Genomic DNA, 19,224 nt, shown 5'->3' with positions numbered 1-19,224 from the left:
AGGATGGATGCATGAACCTGCCTGCTGAAGCCGTGAAAACCCTGACCGTTCGGGCCGTCCTCTTCGACATGGACGGCACCTTGGTGGACTCCACCGCGATCGTGGAGCAAGTCTGGAGCGAATTCGCGGGCCGGTACGGACTCGACATCAAGGAGATCCTGCGGACTTCACACGGGGTCCAAGCCAAGGACACGGTGCGCCGTTTCGCACCGGCCGGAGCCGACATCGACGCGCTCGCGGAGGAACTCGGCGAGATGGAACGGACCCGGACCGACGGGATCGTGGCGCTACCCGGCGCCTCGGAACTGCTGCGGTCCTTGCCTGCCGACGCCGTCGCCATGGTCACCTCGGCGGATCGGATCCTCGCCGGGGTGCGTATGAAAGCAGCCGGACTTGGGATGCCTGCCACCACTGTCACCTCCGAGGCCGTGACCCGCGGCAAGCCCGATCCGGAAGGCTACCTCACGGCAGCCGCGCTGCTGGGTGCCGAGCCGGCCGACGTCGTCGTCTTCGAAGATGCCCCTGCGGGCATCGCCGCAGCCCGTGCGGCCGGCATGCTGACCGTGGTGGTGGGCGACGCCGGCGGCGAGGCGGCGGAGGGGCTGTGGCAGATCGCGGATTACTCAGCTGTCACTGCCGTGTCCAGCCTGGACGCGTCGGGGCGACGGGTGATCGAGCTCCGGTTCTAGCGTCAGCGGGCTGGATGTAGGCCGGACCCCTCCCGTTGTTCCGCGGAGGACAAGCGTTCCTTCGAAGATGATCCTCGCTCCGGTCAGGCTGGTTGAGCCTGGGTTCTCGGAGAGGGCAGCGACGGCGCGCCGGGCCGCGGCGCCGACATTGACCGCGATCGTGGAAAGGGCGGGAAAGGTCGTGGTGGCGAGGGTGTCGTCGCATCCGATGACGCTCAAGTCCTTCGGGACGTCCACGCCCGCGGCCGCGAATCCACCCATCAGGCCGTGAGCGATGACATCGTCAAAGGCGATGACTGCCGTGACTCCGGATGCAGCTACCGAATCGCTGAGCGCCTTCGCGGCTTCGTAGGTTCCCGGATCCGCACTGAAATGCGTCACCTCGAGGGCGTGGACCTTCGAGAAGTTATCCACAGCCGAGCGGCGCTGCTTGTTTGCCCATGATTGCGGCGGACCGCCGACGTACGCCACGCGGCGGTGGCCGAGCTCCGACAGGTGGGTCAGCGCGGAGCGGATGGCTGCCGTGGTGTCCAGGAGTACCCGGTAGGTCTCGGGAACATCGCGGTTGATGAACGCCACCCGCTGGGAGTCGGCGATTTGCCGGATGCGGGCCGAGGCGAGCCGGGATGAAACGACAATCAGCCCTTCAACCTGGGGAGCCATCCGTGAGATGAGACGGTCTTCCCGAAGGGGATCTTCATCCGTGTCCGCCAGGAACACGGATAGTCCGAGATCGCTTGCGTAGTTTTGGGCCGCCCGGACCAGCGGGGGGAAGAACGGGTTGGCGATGTCCGGCACGATGAGTCCGATGGCGCCCGCACGTCCTGTCGAAAGGGCGCGCGCGTGATGGTTCGGTACATAGCCTGCGGCTTCCGCAGCTTTTTGCACCAGTGCCACCGTCTCCGGTTTGAGCAGGTTTGGCCGGGTGAAGGCCCTCGACACGGTTGAGGGGGCGATGCCGAGTTCGGCCGCCAGCTGCGTGATGGTTGGACGGCCCGTCATTGGAGCTCACCCGTGAGTTCCAAGGCGGCCTGGACCAAGGCTTCGGCACTGCCAGGCGCAAAGGGGGCGGGCATCCCGTAGTAGCGGTGCGCGTCCTCCACTTCGTATCCTCCGAAGTCATATTCGTCGGCGGTCGGAAAGTATCCCGGGCAGCCGTTGGTGTAGCCGGTGACCATGACGGGACCGTCCACCTTGGAGGCGACGGCTTCCGTGGTGGCCAGGAATGGTTCTCCGGGTAATCCTACGAGGGTCAGGCCGTGCCAGTTGAAGACGCTCACCGGTGCGCGCCAGGACATGTCCTCTTCGGGGCTCCGGTCCTTGGCCCATTGCCGCCACGCGTTGAGAAGGGATCGCCGGCCGGGATCCGCCGAAACCGCTTCAGCCTCCCACTTCCGGCCCAACTCCGCGGGGGAATCGGCGTCGCGCGAAGTCATTGCGAGGCTGATGGTCCTCCGGGCGGCGGAGGTCTTCCCGGAATCGAAGACCGGCACTAGCGGGGTCTCCACAACGGATGCCGCCACATGTTCTCCGATCTTGCGCGCCTGCTCCATCGTCCTGCCCGCCGAGCCGGAAAGCGAGTACGACGCGTCGGCGCGATGGCCCGAATTGATGTCCCCGGCGGTCCCGGGCAGGAAAAGGGCCACTGAGCCGGGGGAACGTTCCTCCAGGACGTTCCTGGTGAACGCCGGATAGTCGCCGCTGATGAGGCGGTTTTCCGGGCCCAGGACCACCGGATGGCAGGGATAGAGCACGATCCAGGCCAGCACTTGTCCGGCTGGGTCGCTGAACGTGGCAACTTGGACGGGAGGATCCACTGCGCGTTCGGGATGGCGTCGGTTCCTCGCAACATCTACCCCGCGCGATTCGCCGTAGCGCAGGGTCGCCGGCTGCTGCGCGGCCACGGCGGACTCCGCGGCCTCGTGGCAAGCCACGACGATCTCCTCCAGGATCGCCGGGTCATGGCCCCCGAGCCGGCCCGGCATGACGCACGGACCCGCGTGGGTATGCGTCGCGGTGATCGCGACGCGCTCCGGCACAAAGGGCAAAGCGTGTGCGATGCGGGTGCATGTGTCTTCATGGAGGCCGCATACATCCACGGTGATCAAGCAGGTGTCATCGACGGCCAACGCCCGGACGGTTAGCGGATCGTGGACACCGGTGCTCGGTTCCGTCCTCGCCGCGAATCCGGCCAGCGGTGTACCCGCGGGCGGCGAGATCCCGACGACGGCGGCGCCCACCCGCACGGTGGGCTGCTCGGCTTGGGAGGTGCTCATTCCGGTCCGCCAGATACTTTCCGGCCGGACTGGAAAACCTCGGTAATGGTCCCTGTTTCGGGTCCTTCCCCGGTGATCAAGACAAAATCCGCGGGGGAACCGACTCGAAGGTGGCCGAGCCCCGGACGGGTCCCCGGGATCACCCGGGCGGGAGTGGAGGTCACCATTTTGAGGGCCTCCGGAAGCCCCAGGCCGACGTTTCGGATCACGTTGCGGAAACCGTCCGGCAGGGTGGCGGCGGCCCCCGCGAGCAGATCCGTGCCCACGTGGGAGAGCCTCCCGCCCGGGGCAAGATCCACCAGGCCACCCACGGAAGTGCGATGGCGGCCAGGCTCGCTGCCGGCCAGCGCGGTGCTGTCCGAGACCAGGTAGGCGCGTTCGGGTGTCTTTGCCCGGATCATGACTTTCAACGTGTCGCTGGGCAGGTGGTGCCCGTCCGCTATGAGTCCTGCCGTGAGGCGGTCGTCCGCCAGTTGCGTCCACAGGGCGTTGGGGTGCCTGGGCAGGGTGGTGGCGATCCCGTTGCCCAGATGGGTGGCCAGCCTGGCTCCCGCGTTGATGGCAGCGGTGATTTGTTCGGGACTTGCGTGCGTGTGTCCTATGGCCACTTCGACGCCGAGTTCGCGGATTCGGGCGACCTGGGTCGGGGCGTCAGGGGTATGCGGCGAGACGGTGACGATGCCGACCATTCCGCTTGCGCGAAGCCAGCGCCGGACCTCCTGGACGTCCAAGGGGCGGACGAAATCGGCGTCGTGGACGCCCCTGGGACCGTCCTGGTCCGAGATGAACGGGCCCTCGATATGGACGCAAGGGATGGCTGCGCGGGTGGCTGGGTCAATGTCGCATGCCCGCTTGATCTGTTCGAGCGCGCCAGTGATTGCCTCTTCCGACGCCGTCACAATGGTGGGCACCCACGTGGTGACGCCCAGCTTCGCCAGCTCTGCGCCCATGTCGATGATCGTTTGCGGTGTGACGTCGGGGGCGTTGACATCCAGTCCGCCGTATCCGTTGACCTGGCCATCGATAAATCCCGGTGCGATGACGGGCAGCCCTTGGCCAGGGTCGATCTCCCGCACCGACAGGATGGTCGTGTCGTAGGCGATTTCCAGGTTGACCCCCAGATGGGGGTCTTTGCCCACAATCGTTTTGGGGTGTGTCACAGCTTGTGTACCCGTCCTTTGAAACGTGAAATGAATTGCTGATTGGCTGCGTCCCCGCCGGGCGCGTTTCCCGATCTCCACAATGGCGGCTCAATCCCCATTTCGTTCAGCTTGCTGATGGTGGACATCATGAGCCAGTTCAGGGTGAAGGCGTTGGCGAACGTGGACACGGCGGCCGTTTTCTCCTGTGCCCCCGGAACCTTCATGACGGCGTCTCCGATAGGAACCTTCGTGTCAATGTGGTGGTCGACGACGTCGTGCAGGTTTAGTTTTTGCGGATGCCGTGCAGGGTGGTCACTGGCTGTTTCCTCTGCATGCTCGCGCGAGGAAACGCCAATGGTCTTGACCGATAGTTCGCGTGCCGTCAGGGCCGCGTCGATGAGGGCGCTGTTGATGCCGTACGCGTTGACCAGGATGAGGACGTCCCCTGGTCCGAGGCCCGCATCCTGGATGACGATCCGGCCGTAACCCGGAGTCCGTTCCATGGCCATTGAGCGGAGGGCGCCGTTGGAGAGCAGGGTGCCTTCGTCCAAAATGGCGGAGACGTGCATCAGCCCACCTGCCCGGAAGAACACTTCCTGGCTTGCCAGGTTTGAATGACCGCCCGGGCCGTAGATGTGTACCAGTTGGTCCTCGGCCACCCGGGCCGCGAGAAGGTCCGCGGCAACTCCGATGTTTTCGGCTTCTTCCAAGCGGATTCGCCCGAGGAGCTCGGTGATTTTCCCGAGGTAGTCCGCCGAGAACTGTTCACTTGCGTTCATCGGGGATCCGACTCGGCGTCGAGGTAGATGGTGACGTGGGGGTGCGTGCGCAGCGCAGTACCGGGATGGTCTCCGCTGATCGGCTGGTTCAGCGTGTTGTGGACGGCCATCTTTTTCGCACTGCCGGGAACGGAAGCGATGATTTCTGAGGCGTGCAGCAAGCGCGGGATGGAGACGGTGATGGCGCGCTGCGGAACGTCGTCAAAACCGGGGAAATGCCCTTCGTCCACCTGTTGCTGGCGGCTTACCTGATCGAGGGTAATGACGCGTGCGGGCAACGGGTCGGCAAGGTCGGCCGGGGGATCGTTGAAGGCAAGATGGCCGTTCACTCCCAGTCCCAGCAGCACGAGGTCAAAGGGATCTTGGCCCATCAGCGTGCCGTAGCGTCCAGCCTCCTCTTCGGCGGGATTTCCCGGGTTGATGCGGTGAAAGGTAGTAGGCGGCAGTTGGCTGAAGAACGTGCGCTCCAACCAGTTTCCGAATCCTTGGGGTGCGTCGGCCGGCAGCGCGAGGTAGTCGTCCATATGGAAACACGTCAGCCGGCTCCAATCGATGCCGGGTTCCTGGGCAAGGGCCAGAAGCGTTGCCTCCTGGCTGGGAGCTGCCGCCAGCATCAGCCGGACCTCGTGCTGGTTCCGGAGCGCCCTGCGCAGCGTTTCCGCTGCGTGCGCGCCGGCATGTTTCCCCAATGCGGCGCGGTCGGGGTGTGCGGAAACGGCCGGGCTGTAAGTGGTCAGTTCTGTCACGTGTGAGTCCTTCGGGTTTCTAGTTCTGTGGTCAGGAGGAGTGATCGGGCTATATGGAAGGGGTCCTTGACGGGCAGCGCCACGACTTTGTCGAGGGGGTTCCCATCGCGGTCGCGAATTTGCAGCCACTCCTGGCCGGAGGGGTCCGGAAAAGTATCGAGGGTGTAGGACCAGATGCGCTCATGCCAGTCCAGAAGGTCGGGGCGCCCGAAACGCTCGCCGAGCAGCCTGGTTGCGTAGAGGGCCTCCACCTGGACCCACCACAGCTTGGTGTCCCACGTTTGGGTCACCAGGGCCTCGTAGGGGTCGTTGCCGAAGAGCCTGCCCCGCGGTTCGTCCCCAGTGCTGTCGACGTATCGGAAGATACCGCCATGCCGGTCATCCCAACCGGCTTCCAGGGCCCGGACGGCAAGGTCCGGCAGCCAGTCCGGAATTCCGGGTGCCAGCCCAGGCATGATCTCCGCAGCCTCCATGACCATCCAGAGCATCTCCAGCAGGTGGCCGGGGGTGCGGTGGCGGGCCAGGAGTGTGTCCTGGTCGTCGGTGTTGTCCGGCCGGTATTCCCACCAGGTGCCGGCCTTCCACATTCCTTCGGCGTTTCCGTCGCCGAGCAGCTGGGAAAGCGCGGCACCGGCTGTGCGTGCGCTTTCCGCAGAGCCGCTGGCCAAATGCAGCTGCGCGCCCACATTCAGCAGCAGCATCAGCCCGGCCGCGTCCTTGAATCCGGCCCGGACGGGGTATGGCTCGGACGGAGCGCTCCGGGCCTCGATCCGTTCTTCGGCGTGGGCAAGAAGCGCATGGGCTGATTGCAGCCACTCGTCACGTTCCCGGCCCGCGGCTTGGGGAAGCCGGGCCGCACCCGCCAAGCCCAAGGCCGCAAAGAGGTCAGCCAGGACGCTGACGGCGACCTCCCCGTGCGGCCCGGACGGCAGCGCCTGCCCCTCGGCCGATGTGCGGTACGCGGTCACACTGCCGTCCAGGATCGCGTGTTCGTGGATGAACCTGGCCGTTTCAATCGACAACGTGGCCCACAACCGGGAATCTTCCCCGATGATTCCGGCCTCGCTGTCCAACGCAATCCTTGAACAGAGCCAAGCCCAGCGGCCTTGGGACCACGTATATTTTTCGTTAGAGAGCAATCGCCCCGAGTTGGAAAAGCACGTGAAAACTCCGCCGTCTTTCCTGTCGATTCCATTCTCGAGCCACCAAGGGAGGACGCCCTTGAGCAGCTGATCCCGTATTTCGGATGCCGTTGCGCTCATGCCACGGTGCTTTCAACGGGAAGCGATGTGGCCGGCTCGAGGTCCCGGTCCAGGGACTCAACAAGGGCGTCGGACGCCTCGTTGTGCCAGGGGCGCAACCAGCCGAAGACGCAATAGACGATAGCGGAGGCAACAACGGGGGCGGCCACGTTGATAGTCTGCGCACTTGCCGTGCCCAAGCTCGCGATGGGAGCGGCCAGGGCGTACTTCCCGAGTGCGAAAACGATCAAACCGGTGGCCCAGGAGAACAAGGCCGCCGACGGGCCGCAACGACGGAACGGCCGCAACATCCCCCGCAACATGGGAACGGCGATCGGCCCCACCAAGGCACCGAACCAGAGGATGATCAGGCCCAAAACACCGCCGAATGAATCCGCACTTAGGGCAATGACCATCGACAATCCGATGAACACGAACGTGGAAATCCGGCCTCCCAGTAGTTCAGCACGCGACGTCAGGGGCTGCCGGGAACCGCGCAGCGCAGGGATGATGTCCCGGATGACGACGGCGGAAATCGCGTTGGCGTCCGAAGAGGTCATGGCCATGGTGTGGGAGAACATTCCGGCGACAACCAGGCCTACCAGGCCAGCCGGTAGCAGCTGCTGGGTGAGGAGAGCATAGGCCTGGTCCGGGTGCGTCAGATTGGGCAGGATCAGCGGCGCTGCCCACATGGGGAAGAAAAGCACCAGTGGCCACACGAGATAGAGTGCGCCCGAAAGCAGGACTGATTTGCGGGCCGCTGAGCCGGATGGGGCAGCAATGAAGCGCTGGGCCAGATTCCAGGTTCCTCCGTTATAGGAAATAGTGCTGATCAGGCAGTAGGCAAGGAAGAATCCGATGGTGTAGTCGCCGGCGAATGGCTGCGAATGGGAGGCCGGCAGCCGGGACCAGATTCCTGCGATCGAGGAAACGCCCCCGAGCTTGGCCATGGCGACGATGAGCATCGCGACGCCCGCTACGGACTGGATGATGAATTGGCCCATATCCGTCAAGGCGTCAGCCCACAAGCCGCCAACGGTCGAGTAGATGAGCGTGACCCCGCCGACGATCAGGATGCCAACCGCAATGGGAACCCCGGCGAACACGTTCAGCAGGATGGCGCTGGCCGCCCACTTGGCCGCAACATCGAAGACTTTCAAGGCGGCGCCGGACCATGCCAGTACTTGCTGCGCGGGCAGGTTGTAGCGCGTGGCCAGGTATTCGAGCGGGGAGATGATGCCCAGGCGCTGCCTTAGGCGCGGCCAGCGCGGGGCGAAAAAGACGGAGCCAATGAGGCAGGCGATGGTGATGGTGAGCGCCCACCAGACATACAGTGCGAAGCCGGTGGTGTAGGCGATGGCGGCGTAGGCAACGAAGACGGCTGCCGAATAGCCGGACATGTGGTGGGAGATTCCCGCGAGCCACCACGGCATCTTCCCACCGGCCGTGAAGAAGTCCGCGGCGTTTTTCACTCGGCTCTTGGCCCACCAGCCGATCCCTATCATCACGACGAAGTAGGCCCCTAAAACGAGCCAGTCGGCGAAATACATACATCCTCCTTGATGCAACGAAAGCTTGGAAACGGGATCTGCAGTGGCATCCACTTTTCTCTGCAAACGTTTGCAAAACAAGAGTCTTTTTGAAAGTTTTCCTGCGGGTGCTTCAGTTCCGGATTCAGCCCGCCAGCGCGTACACGGTGGTTCCGCCGATGGACTGTGCCTGGAAGTTCGCGGCCACCCATTGCGCGATCTGGGCAGGGGCTTCGGATCCGCTGCTGCCCTGCATGGTTCCGCCGGCGATGAAGTAGTGGATCTTGCCTTGTGCCACGAGTTGTTGGAACTGTTCGAGCGTGGGGGACGGGTCCGTGCCGTTGAAGCCGCCCACCGCCATGACGGGCAGTTCGGTGGCCAGCTGGTAGCCGGCGGCGTTGTTGGAGCCAACGACGGCGGCCGCCCACGTGTACTTCGAGGCGCCGGATTTCAGCGTGGCGACCATTTCCGACGACGGCGTGGTGGCGCCGAGCAGGCCGCCCATGCCGCCGCCTTGCCGGTTCCCACCGAAGCCGCCGCCTTGGGTGCCCGACTGCTGGAGCGCTTGCGGGGGAGTGTTCTGGGTTCCGTTGTTCTGGCCGGCTTGCCCGAAACCGTTTTGCCCGAAGCCGCCCCGGCCCCCAAAGCCGCCGAAGCCGCCGAACGTCGTCGCGGGACCGGCGCTCGGGATGGCGCCGCTGTGCGTCACGGAGGCGGTGGAGATGGAGTACGCCAAAGGCCCGGCGAGGGAGGCCGCGAGGGCGAGCGCCGCCGTCGTGCGCTGAAGGATGCGGGAGGTGAAGCGTCCCGAAAGGAGTAACCCGGCCGCGGCTGCGAGGGCGCCGAACAGGACTGCCCAGCGCAGCAACGGACCATAGGCCGTGGTGCTGCCCAGGAGCTCGAAGGCCGTGAATCCCGCTGCGGCCACTGCGACGGCGAGCATGACCGCAGCGACAAGTTGCGCACGGTGCTGCCACAGGAGCGCGCCACCCAGGCCGGCGAGTCCGGCGATTCCAGGGGCCAGCGCTACCGCGTAGTACGGGTGGATGATGCCCGCCATGAAGCTGAACACCAGCCCCGTGACCAGCACCCACGAGCCCCACACGATCACGGAGGCGCGCACTGAATCCGTGCGGGGGGCACGGCGGCCCAGCCACAGGAGTCCCGCCCCGAGGACCAGCACCGAGGGGAGCAACCACGCGATCTGGCCGCCGAACTCGCTGTTGAACATCCGGAACAGCCCGGGAACTCCCCAGCCGTTGCCGCCCCCGACGCTGCCGGTCTCCTGGCCGCTCAGCCTGCCGAGGCCGTTGTATCCGAGCGTCAGTTCCAGGATGGAGTTGTTCTGGGAACCGCCGATGAACGGCCGCATGTTCGCCGGAACGAGTTCGACGACGGCGAGCCACCAGCCGGCGGCGACCACCATGGCTGCCCCCGCGCCGAGGAGCCGAAGCAGGCGTCGGCCCACTCCACCCGGCGCGGCAACAACGTACGCCACGGCAAACCCGGGAACCACCAGCAGGACCTGGAGCTGCTTTGTCAGGAAACCGAAGCCCAGGAGCACCCCGGCCAGCAGGAGCCAACGCAGCTTATTGTCCTGGATGGACCGCAGCGTGGCGTAGCCGGCGGCCGTCATGAGCAGCACCAGCAGGGCGTCCGGGTTGTTGAACCGGAACATGAGCGTGGCAACCGGGGTGATGGCCATGACGACGGCGGCCAGCAGCCCGGCCCGGTGGGCGATCCGCGGATCGCCGGTGGCGGGGGCCGCGGCCCGCCGGACTGCGAGATACAGCAGCCATGCTGTGGCAACGCCCATGAGCGCCTCGGGAACCAGGATGCTCCAGGAGCTCAGTCCGAAGACCCGCACCGAGAGGTCCATGATCCACAGCGACGCCGGCGGCTTGTCCACGGTGATGGAGTTGGCGGCGTCGGACGATCCGAAGAACCACGCGGTCCAGTTCTGCGAACCTGCCTGGGCCGCCGCGGAGTAGAACGGGTTGGCCCAGCCGGATGCGCCGAGGTTCCAGAGATACAGGACCGCCGTTGCGAGGAGCACGATGCCGAGCTCCACCCGGTGCCGCAGGGCGTGCGGGTCGCGGGCCTGCGGCTCGCGGTCGCCCCCTGCCTGGGGAGCGGCCGCTACCTGCCGCCCTACCGAACTCGACGGCGGAACCGGCTGCCCCGGCGTGGAATCTGTTTCTGTGGAATAGGACGTGGTCATCGGAATCTACTTTGTCAGCTTGTAGACGGTGGAGTTGCCCACGGTCTGGGCTTGGAAGTTGGCTTGTACCCAGGAGGCTACCTCGGAATTGCCGCTTTGGCCTCCGAATCCGCCGCCGCCACCCATGCCGCCACCCTCGATGTAGTAGCCGATCTGTCCCTTGGCCACCATGGCCTGGAACTGTGCCAGCGTGGGGTAGGGATCGCCGCCGTTCCAGCCACCGAGTGCGATCACGTTGGTGTTCGTGGCGAGTTCAAGGCTTGCGGCCTGCGTGGCGCCGGAGACGCTCGCCGACCACTTCGTGGTGGTGGACGACAGCAGCGCGGTCAGTCCGGCGTCGGCCGTTCCCTCGGAACCGGGCCCTCCTGCCTGGGCCGCGCCACCACCTGCTCCGAACCCTCCAGCGCGGTTTCCGAAGCCGCCCATGGCGGAGCCGGCGGGACCCGACGTCGGGATGGACCCGGAATGCGCGGTAGCCGCCGTCGCGAGCGTCCACGCCGCTGTTCCGAGGCCGCCGGCCAGAAGGGAGACGACGACGACGGCCGCCGCCGCTGCGCTCCGGAACCGGCCCGCGGGCCGCAGTGAGTCGAGGCGGAGCAGGATTGCCGCGGCTGCCACCACGCCCAGGACAACGATCACGATGCGCAGCCACGGAAGCCAGGAGGCGTCGCGGCCGAGGAGAACCGCGGACCACGCTGAACTGCCGAGGACTACCACCGCCAGGACGATCCTGGCCGGCCAGTACCCGCGGCCCCGCCACAGCTCAACGCTGCCAATCCCCACCAGGGCGGCGATTGCCGGTGCGAGGGCTACCGCGTAGTAGGGGTGGACGATGCCGCTCATGAAGCTGAACACTCCCGCCGTGACCAGGAGCCAGCCGCCCCACAGGATGAGCGCGGCACGGGTACGGGAGGCTCGCGCTTCCCTCCGGGTGAACCACAGGCCGGCTGCCAGAAGAATCAGCGCAGCAGGGAGAAGCCAGGAGACCTCGGCACCGAAGCTCGTGCCGAACATGCGGGTGATCCCGGCTGCCCCGCCGAAGCCGGTGTTGCCGCCACCGCCGCCGAAGCCGCCCCCGGCGGGCCCGCCGCCTCCACCGGGCGTGCCCTCTCCCGAGCCGGTGATGCGGGACAGCCCGTTGTAGCCAAAAGTCAGCTCGAGGAAGCTGTTGGTTTGCGAACCTGCCATGTAAGGCCGTGCCGAAACCGGAGTCAGCTGGAAGAGGGCGATGTAGCTGCCGGCCACTACCGCGATACCGCCCACTGCGCCGAGCAGGTGCAGCAAGCGCCGCCGCAGCGGGGTGGGGGCGGCCCAGAGATATGCGAGTCCGAGGCCCGGAACAATCAGGAATCCCTGCAGCATCTTGCCCAGGAACGCGAGTCCCACGACGGCGCCGGCTGCCGCGAGCCACTTCCAGCCCGCGCGTTCGATGGCACGGGTAGTGAAGTACGCGGCCAGGACCAGGCAAAGGGTCAGCATGGCGTCGGGATTGTTGAAGCGGAACATGAGCGCCGCCACCGGAGTCAGGGCCAAAGCGCCACCCGCCAATAGGCCCGCGCCCGGTCCGGAGACCCGTTTGACCGTCAAATAGAGGAAGCCGACGGCGGCCACGCCCATCAGTGCCTCGGGAACCAGCATGCTCAGGGGCGAGAAGCCGAAGATCCGGCCCGCCAAAGCGGGAATCCACAAAGAGGCCGGGGGCTTGTCCACGGTGATGGCGTTGCCGGCGTCGAGCGAACCGAAGAGGAACGCCGTCCAGTCCTTGGTGCCGGCCTGGATGGCCGCGGCGTAGAAGGAGTTTCCGTAGCCGGTGGCAGCGAGGTTCCAGAGATACAGGAACGCGGTGGCTACGAGGAGCCCGGCGGCGGACGGGCGCACCCAGCGGGGCTGCCGTCCAAAGGCGTATCGGGTCCAGCGGGGCGTGGCACCGGGGATTGACGCGCCGGCCGAGTGACGGGGTGCGTCGCCAGAACCAGGAATGCCAGTCCCGACGGCGGCAGGAGCCTCTGCACCGGCGGGTCCTGTGCTTGCGGGAGTAATCGTGGAGGTCATGATGCTGCCGTTTCTGTGCGCGTTGTGGCTTGTGTGGTGGGTGCAGTCGCCTGCGCGGCTGGCTGCCGGAAGACCCAAAGTCGGAACAGGAGGAAGCGGACTGCGGTGGCTGCGAGGTTCGCCGCGACGACGGTGAGGAGCTCACCCCAGCGGTCGGGCGACGTCGTACTGTGCACCAAGGCGAGTGCCCCGGAGGTGAGTGCGAGGCCGATCCCGAAGACGATCAACCCCTCGAAGTGGTGCCGGACGGGATTGCCGCCCTGGATGCCGAAGGTGAAGCGCCGGTTGGCGCCGGTGTTGGCGATGGCCGTGGCGAGCAGCGCCAGGAAGTTGGCCAGCTGCGGGTCCATGAAGCCGCGGCAGAACAGGAAGATGAGTACATAAGCCAGGGTGGAGGCAGCGCCGATCGCGGCGAAACGGACCAGTTGCCCGAAAAGGCTGCTGCGCGGGCTCTGCTCGGCAGTACGCGATGACGCCGGAAGCGGCCCGCGAGCAAGTGCAGCGCGCAGTTCCGGAATGGGGATGCGGCCCGAGACGAGATCCCGGGTCAGCCGGACCATGCCGCGGATGTCTGCCAGGGCGGTCCGCACCACGTCCACGCTGGAATCGGGATCGTCGATCCAGTCAACGGGAACTTCGTGGACCCGGAGTCCGCAGCGTTCGGCGACCACCAGGAGCTCAGTGTCGAAGAACCACGAGTTGTCCATGGTGTGGGGGAGGATCTGCTGGGCGACATCTGCCCGGATCGCCTTGAAGCCGCACTGCGCATCGCTGAAACGGGCGCCCATGAACGAGTGCAGCATCAGGTTGTAGCTGCGCGAAATGAACTCGCGCTTGGGGCCGCGGACAACCCGCGAGCTCCGCGTCAGGCGCGTGCCGATGGCAAGGTCGGAGTGGCCGGAGATCAGCGGTGCCAGAAGGGGCGCCAGTGCGGCGAGGTCGGTGGACAGATCCACGTCCATGTAAGCGAGAACCGGGGACGGCGATGCGAGCCACACTTTGCGCAGGGCGTTGCCGCGTCCCTTTTCCTCGAGATGGACAACAGCGAGTTCGGGCAGCTCCCTCGCCACGCGTTCGGCGATCTTCAAGGTGCTGTCCGTGCTCGCGTTGTCCGCGACGGTGATGCGGAAGCCGTGCGGGAACGACTCGCGCAAGTGGCCGTGAAGCCGGCGCAGGCACTCTTCGAGGTCGCGTTCCTCGTTGAAGACAGGGATCGTTACATCGAGCACGGGGATGGCGGTGTGGGTGTCCACGGGGGCGCGCCGCACCGTGCTGCGCTGGATGGAAGTGCTGCGCTGGAGGGGAGCGTTGGGCTGGAGGGGAGCGTTGGGTTGGAGGGGAAGGCCCGGCGGCACCACCGCGGGGTCCTTCAGGGTACCGGAGGTGGATTCGATGAGCGTCATGTATCCAGAGTGCGGCTGCCGATTATGAGGGCTTTAGGCGGAACCTGTGACATGGCTGTGGATGTGTGACCGGCATGGCGAATCACATGTTTGGCCACTAGACGCAGAGGTCCGCCCCTGAAGGGACGGACCTCTGTGTGCTTTGTGCGTGACTCTTGGCTTAGTACCAGTTGTTCGCGAGGTGGAAGGACCACGCCGCGGAGGGCGATCCGTAGCGTTCCTTGATGTAGTTCAGGCCCCAGCGGATCTGCGTCTGGTAGTTGGTCTGCCAATCGGCGCCTTCTGATGCCATTTTCTCGCCCGGCAGCGACTGCCCGATTCCGTAGGCGCCGCTGGAGGCGTTGGTGGCAGTGGTGCGCCAATCCGATTCCTTGTTCCACAAGGTGACCAGTGCGGACATCTCGCCCTGACCCCAACCGTAGGAGGGGAGAAGGCTTGCGGCATAGGCCTGGGCGCCGGAAGGGTCGTCGAGGGCGACAGGTGCGGCCGGGGCAGCAGGCGCGGCGGGGGCTGCCGGAGCTGCCGCCTGGGGCGCGACGGCGGCCGGAGCCGGGGCGGCTGCCTGGCTCGGAACCGGCGTGGCGCTGGGCTTGGCGCTCGCGCTCGCCGACGGCGTGGCGGTGGCCGATGGAGTGGCTGAGTGGCTAGCCGCGCGGGAGTCCGACGAGCGGCTCATGTCCTGGGCATTGATGGCTTGTCCGGCGGCCTGGGTTGCAGCACCGGCGCCGAGGAACACGGCGACGACGCTGGCAACAACTGCCATGCGCTGGCCGGTGCCGAGGTTCGAGGCGGCTCGCCTCAACGTGGAACGTGACTTGTTTCTCCGGGCAGGTTCGCCGCGGTGGCGCGCAACAGAGCGCGACTGATTCCTGGAATCAGACATGGTGATTGCCTCTCGACGCCTGCGGAGTTAGCTGTCGGATTCGGATGAGGTCATCCGGCCGTGGCCACAGGGAATCGTGGCGGTGCGGCTTCACCCCTAGGGCTGGCTCAACATGAGCGCTTGCCCGGAGACCTGGGTCCCCCGTCTCTGCCTGGACTGTTGGCACCGGGGAGGGGCAGAGCTCGGCGCCTACCCGGCGGCGGCCGGAATGATCCAGCGCACCTATTCGACGGTACAGGAGGATCCGGCTTAAGTCACATTTGGGTAACGGAGATCACGACGCCGGTGCGTCGACTTGCGCTCGTCGCGAACCGGCGTCGTGATTCTGTGAACGGTCTTCAGGCCGTGGCGGTCCTCAGCGCCGGAAGGCGCACCGCAAACTCGGTCCGGCCTGGCCGCGATGCCACTTCGACAGTACCGCCATGCGCCTGAACGATGGATTCCACGATCGATAAGCCGAGCCCTGACGTGCCCTCGGAACCGGAGCGGGCGGCGTCGGCACGGGCAAAGCGCGAGAAGATCCTGCCCTGGAAATCCGGCGGGATGCCCGGCCCGTTGTCGGTCACTGTCACCACGGCGCTGCCATCGGCGGAACGCATGACGCCCGTGACCACCGTGGTACCCGCCTCCGTGTGCTTGCGGGCATTGGAGAGCAGGTTCGCCAGGACCTGGTGGAGTTGTGTGGTGTCGCCGCGGACCGTGAGTGGCTCATCCGGGAGCTTGAGCTGCCAGATGTGCTCGGGGGCCATGACTTTCTCGTCGCTGACGGTTTCGATCACCAACTGGGTGAGGTCCACATCGGTGAACTCCGGGGCCTTTCCTTCATCCAGCCGGGCCAGCAGAAGGAGGTCCTCCACGAGGGTGGTCATGCGTTCGGACTGGCTTTGCACCCGGCCCAGTGACTTGCGGCCGTCCTCGGTGAACGTCTCGGTCATGCGCAAGAGCTCTGTGTAGCCGCGGATGGCCGTCAGCGGAGTCCGTAGTTCGTGTGACGCGTCGGCCACGAACTGGCGCACTTTCGTTTCGCTTTGCTGGCGCGCCTCGAGGGCGCTCGAGACGTTGTCCAGCATGAGGTTCAATGCGTGGCCGACGCTTCCCACCTCCGTGCCCGGGTGGGCAGCCGACGCCGGAACGCGCACCGCGAGTGCCACCTCACCGGCGTCGAGCGGAAGTTTCGATACCTTCGTGGCGACGTCGGAAAGTTGCTCCAAGGGGCGCATGGTGCGGCGGATCAGGACGGTTCCGGCCAGTCCGATCAGGACCAGCCCGCCCAGGGACACCAGCACCATGGTCCACACGAGCGAGGCCTCGGTGTCCTCCTTCGAGGCGAGGGGCAGCCCCGTGATGACAACATCGCCATACGGAGTTTCGGCGGCTACCAGGCGGTAGCCCCCATTGGAGAGGGTGCGATCAACAGGGTGGCCGTCGGAGGGGAGAGCCAACAGTGTTCCGGCATCGCTGGGTGACAACGGCGTTCGGGTGGCATCGGAGGACAGGAATCCTGCGTCGCTGCTCACCTGGCCGCCAAGAATTCGCGCGTTCAGGGTGCCGATGCTCTGGCCCCGGGGATCCAAGGGGTCTGGACGGCCGCCGGGATTGCCTTGCGGCGGGCGGCCGTGCGAGGCCTGCATCAATTGCTGGTCCAGTTGCTTCGTGAGGAACACGTCCATGGAGGCATAGCTGACTATCCCGACTGCGCCGCAGATGGCCACGAGGAGCGCCATGGAAAGGAGGATCAAGCGGGTGCGCAAGTGCCAGGTTGAGGGATTGAACCAGCTGTGGTCGGTCTGGCGGGGGATACCGGAGAGTGCGGACATTCGGCGCCCCGGCTATTCGGCAGGCTTGATGACGTAGCCGGCTCCGCGCACGGTGTGGATCATGGGCGGATGGTGGGCCTCGATCTTCTTGCGCAGGTATGAGATGTAAAGCTCCACGATGTTGGCCTGCCCGCCGAAATCGTAGTCCCACACGCGGTCCAGGATCTGGGCCTTGCTGACCACGCGCTTGGGATTTTCCATGAGGTAGCGCAGGAGCTCGAATTGGGTCGCCGTGAGCGGGATGTCTTCGCCGCCGCGGGTGACTTCGCGGGTGTCGACGTTCAGGGTCAGGTCGCCTACCACCAGCTCGGCCGTGTCCATCGCGGCCACGCCCGAGCGTTGGACCAGGCGGTGCAGGCGCAGGAGGACTTCCTCCATGCTGAAGGGCTTGGTGACATAATCGTCGCCGCCCGCGGCCAACCCCACGATCCGGTCCTGCACGTCGTCCTTGGCGGTGAGGAAAAGCGCAGGCACCTCGGGCGCGAAGGCGCGGATCCTGCCCAGCAGCTCAACGCCGTCGAACCCTGGAAGCATCACATCCAGCACCAGGACGTCCGGACGGAAGTCCTTGGCGAGCTTCACGGCGGCAGGACCGTCGCCGGCCACCGCCACCGACCAGCCCGCCATGCGCAGTCCCATGCTCATGAGCTCGGCGAGGCTGGGTTCGTCGTCCACCACGAGGGCACGGATGGGAGAACCGTCCGGGTGGCTGAGCTGCGGAAGGTTGTTGGTCATGGAGTGCGAGGATGCCATGGGACAACTCTCCAATCTGCCGGTTTGCCGGTGCTTAGCCGTTGCTGTGAGCACCCTGTGAGTCCCAGCCTAGCCACCTGTCCAAAGGTTGCGCGGGTTCCCCCAGCAGAATCCGACACAACACCGCCGCAGGTCACAGGGAAGCCTTCAGTTCGGCACAGCCAACGCACAGCAACGCGGCTGACGCTGATTGGGACAAGAACAACCGCGACCAACCAGTCTCGACTTCGATGGAGAACATCATGGATCAGCAAAACAACCCCTCCGTACCTGGTTCCGAGCCGGAGAACGGGCACCCGCAGCCGGTGATCCGTCCCGTTGATGATTCCGGGCAACCTGCCGCTGGTTGGGGTGCTCCGCCGCAGCCGGTGAACCAGCAGCCAGCCTCTGGCTGGGGCGCTCCGCAGCAGCCGGTGAACCAGCAGCCTGCCGCTGGCTGGGGTGCTCCGCAGCAATACAACGCCGGACAGCCCCGACCCTCGTTTTTCAAGAATTGGAGCCTGAAGAAGGGGCTCATTGTTGGCGGCGTCGCGGTGGTGGTCGCTGCGGCGGCCGGAGCCGGTGCATATGCCGCCGGCAACGGGACCGCGGTGGCTGACACCACCAACGCGCAGGGTCCGGGTGCCGGGCAGAACGGCCAGGGCGGATTCGGAGGCCCCGGCGGCACGAACGCAGGTCCGGGCGGGCTCGGGGTGGGCATGGGCGGCCTGAACGCAGCGGTCCACTCGGAATACGTTGTCCTCCAGAACGGCAGCTACGTCACCATGGCGGGCCAGCTGGGAACAGTCACCGACATCTCGGCGAGCTCCATCACGGTCAAGAGCGAGGACGGGTTCACGAAAACCTACGTGCTGGGATCCGACGTCGTGGTAGCTGAAGGCATGCGGCAACGCGGAAGCGGGACCACCGGCACCACCCTGACACTCGCCGATGTGACGTCCGGATCCAGCGTGCGGGTCACTGCGCTCAAGGATTCCGACAAGTACACGGCCCAGTCCATCCAGATCGTGACTGCCACCGCGTCAACCACACAAGGAACCGGCACCACCAACTAACCCGCAGTTGATGTCGTTATAGGCCCCCAAAACGACATCTAATGCGAGTCAGTTGGGTACGATGACAAGGGCCGTCGGACGTGGGTTCATGGACGAGCCCGGCGCGGATAGTGCGGAGGCGGTCAGGCTGACAGCACAGGAGAGTTGAGGGGTATCCATGACCGCGTCGATGGTTGAGCGGCACAATGTCACGGTCTTGGGGGCCACGGACGGCCAGGTCCTGATGTTCGCGCACGGCTTTGGCACAGACCAGAAGATGTGGGACCGGATTCTCCCGCTCCTGACGGAGCAATACCGCGTGGTTCTCTTCGACCACATGGGCTCGGGGGGATCCGACCAGGCATTTTATGATTCGTCCCGCTACTCGAGCCTTGACGCCTACGTTGCCGACCTCCTGGAGATCTGCGCCGAGCTGGACCTCACGGGCGTGACGCTGATCGGCCACAGCGTCGGGGCCATGATGGCCATTGCCGCGGCCACGGCCGACCAGCAGTCGCGCATCGCCCGGCTCGTGCTGGTGACGGCTTCGCCCAGCTATATGAACCACCCTGACGACGACTACTTCGGCGGTTATTCCAGCCATGAGCTGGACGAGCTCTTTGAATCCTTGGACGCCAACTACCTTGTCTGGGCCTAGG

At 65.9% G+C, this 19,224-nt stretch carries 16 protein-coding genes and 1 riboswitch; of the genes, 3 read left to right on the top strand and 13 right to left on the bottom strand.

Annotated features, from left to right (window positions below; translation table 11 throughout):
* The first annotated feature begins 11 nt into the window (after nucleotides 1-11).
* Nucleotides 12-689: an HAD-IA family hydrolase gene (locus ACSBOX_RS18525; RefSeq protein ID WP_442543770.1), complete on the top strand. Its 678-nt coding sequence runs from the start codon at nucleotides 12-14 to the stop codon at nucleotides 687-689.
* On the opposite strand, the gene ACSBOX_RS18520 is transcribed toward ACSBOX_RS18525, so the two are convergent.
* From ACSBOX_RS18520 to ACSBOX_RS18460, 13 genes are all read right to left on the bottom strand, one after another.
* Nucleotides 624-1,691 (bottom strand): LacI family DNA-binding transcriptional regulator, encoded by a 1,068-nt coding sequence (locus ACSBOX_RS18520; RefSeq protein ID WP_442543769.1) that lies wholly within the window; start codon nucleotides 1,689-1,691, stop codon nucleotides 624-626. The genes ACSBOX_RS18525 and ACSBOX_RS18520 overlap by 66 nt on opposite strands.
* The gene (locus tag ACSBOX_RS18515; RefSeq protein WP_442543768.1) at nucleotides 1,688-2,965 is read right to left on the bottom strand and encodes a neutral/alkaline non-lysosomal ceramidase N-terminal domain-containing protein; all 1,278 of its coding nucleotides are present in this window, start codon (nucleotides 2,963-2,965) and stop codon (nucleotides 1,688-1,690) included. Before ACSBOX_RS18515 ends, ACSBOX_RS18520 begins: the two co-directional genes overlap by 4 nt.
* Nucleotides 2,962-4,125, bottom strand: coding sequence for an N-acetylglucosamine-6-phosphate deacetylase (locus ACSBOX_RS18510; protein ID WP_442543767.1), 1,164 nt, complete (start codon nucleotides 4,123-4,125; stop codon nucleotides 2,962-2,964). The genes ACSBOX_RS18515 and ACSBOX_RS18510 overlap by 4 nt, the downstream gene beginning before the upstream one ends.
* Entirely contained in the window at nucleotides 4,122-4,886 is a 765-nt protein-coding gene (locus tag ACSBOX_RS18505) for a sugar isomerase domain-containing protein (protein WP_442543766.1), read from the bottom strand. The genes ACSBOX_RS18510 and ACSBOX_RS18505 overlap by 4 nt, the downstream gene beginning before the upstream one ends.
* The gene (locus ACSBOX_RS18500; protein ID WP_442543765.1) at nucleotides 4,883-5,632 is read right to left on the bottom strand and encodes a 6-phosphogluconolactonase; all 750 of its coding nucleotides are present in this window, start codon (nucleotides 5,630-5,632) and stop codon (nucleotides 4,883-4,885) included. Before ACSBOX_RS18500 ends, ACSBOX_RS18505 begins: the two co-directional genes overlap by 4 nt.
* Entirely contained in the window at nucleotides 5,629-6,894 is a 1,266-nt protein-coding gene (locus ACSBOX_RS18495; protein WP_442543764.1) for an AGE family epimerase/isomerase, read from the bottom strand. Before ACSBOX_RS18495 ends, ACSBOX_RS18500 begins: the two co-directional genes overlap by 4 nt.
* Nucleotides 6,891-8,423, bottom strand: coding sequence for a sodium:solute symporter family protein (locus ACSBOX_RS18490; RefSeq protein ID WP_442543763.1), 1,533 nt, complete (start codon nucleotides 8,421-8,423; stop codon nucleotides 6,891-6,893). Before ACSBOX_RS18490 ends, ACSBOX_RS18495 begins: the two co-directional genes overlap by 4 nt.
* Before the next feature lie 124 nt (nucleotides 8,424-8,547).
* A complete protein-coding gene (locus tag ACSBOX_RS18485) occupies nucleotides 8,548-10,623 on the bottom strand; it encodes an ArnT family glycosyltransferase (RefSeq protein ID WP_442543762.1) in 2,076 nt (691 codons plus the stop codon).
* A 6-nt stretch (nucleotides 10,624-10,629) separates the two neighbouring features.
* Nucleotides 10,630-12,675: an ArnT family glycosyltransferase gene (locus ACSBOX_RS18480; protein WP_442543761.1), complete on the bottom strand. Its 2,046-nt coding sequence runs from the start codon at nucleotides 12,673-12,675 to the stop codon at nucleotides 10,630-10,632.
* Complete coding sequence (locus ACSBOX_RS18475) at nucleotides 12,672-14,078, bottom strand: glycosyltransferase (protein WP_442543760.1); 1,407 nt, start codon at nucleotides 14,076-14,078, stop codon at nucleotides 12,672-12,674. The genes ACSBOX_RS18480 and ACSBOX_RS18475 overlap by 4 nt, the downstream gene beginning before the upstream one ends.
* A 160-nt stretch (nucleotides 14,079-14,238) precedes the next feature.
* Nucleotides 14,239-14,961: a hypothetical protein gene (locus ACSBOX_RS18470; RefSeq protein ID WP_442543759.1), complete on the bottom strand. Its 723-nt coding sequence runs from the start codon at nucleotides 14,959-14,961 to the stop codon at nucleotides 14,239-14,241.
* 2 nt (nucleotides 14,962-14,963) lie between these two features.
* A riboswitch (cyclic di-AMP (ydaO/yuaA leader) is annotated at nucleotides 14,964-15,136 on the bottom strand.
* 163 nt (nucleotides 15,137-15,299) lie between these two features.
* The gene (locus tag ACSBOX_RS18465) at nucleotides 15,300-16,778 is read right to left on the bottom strand and encodes a HAMP domain-containing sensor histidine kinase (RefSeq protein ID WP_442543758.1); all 1,479 of its coding nucleotides are present in this window, start codon (nucleotides 16,776-16,778) and stop codon (nucleotides 15,300-15,302) included.
* Between the two features lie 12 nt (nucleotides 16,779-16,790).
* Entirely contained in the window at nucleotides 16,791-17,531 is a 741-nt protein-coding gene (locus ACSBOX_RS18460) for a response regulator transcription factor (protein WP_442543757.1), read from the bottom strand.
* Nucleotides 17,532-17,773: 242 nt separating this feature from the next.
* On the opposite strand from ACSBOX_RS18460, the gene ACSBOX_RS18455 reads away from it, so the two are divergent.
* Both ACSBOX_RS18455 and ACSBOX_RS18450 read left to right on the top strand, forming a co-directional pair.
* Nucleotides 17,774-18,586 carry a hypothetical protein gene (locus tag ACSBOX_RS18455; protein ID WP_442543756.1) on the top strand — a complete coding sequence of 271 codons (813 nt, stop codon included), beginning with the start codon at nucleotides 17,774-17,776 and terminating at the stop codon, nucleotides 18,584-18,586.
* A gap of 157 nt (nucleotides 18,587-18,743) precedes the next feature.
* Nucleotides 18,744-19,223: an alpha/beta fold hydrolase gene (locus ACSBOX_RS18450; protein ID WP_442543755.1), complete on the top strand. Its 480-nt coding sequence runs from the start codon at nucleotides 18,744-18,746 to the stop codon at nucleotides 19,221-19,223.
* Nucleotide 19,224: the final 1 nt, after the last annotated feature.

Source organism: Arthrobacter sp. KN11-1C (genome assembly GCF_052180225.1).
Classification (GTDB): domain Bacteria; phylum Actinomycetota; class Actinomycetes; order Actinomycetales; family Micrococcaceae; genus Arthrobacter.
This window is presented reverse-complemented; position numbering and strand designations above follow the sequence as displayed.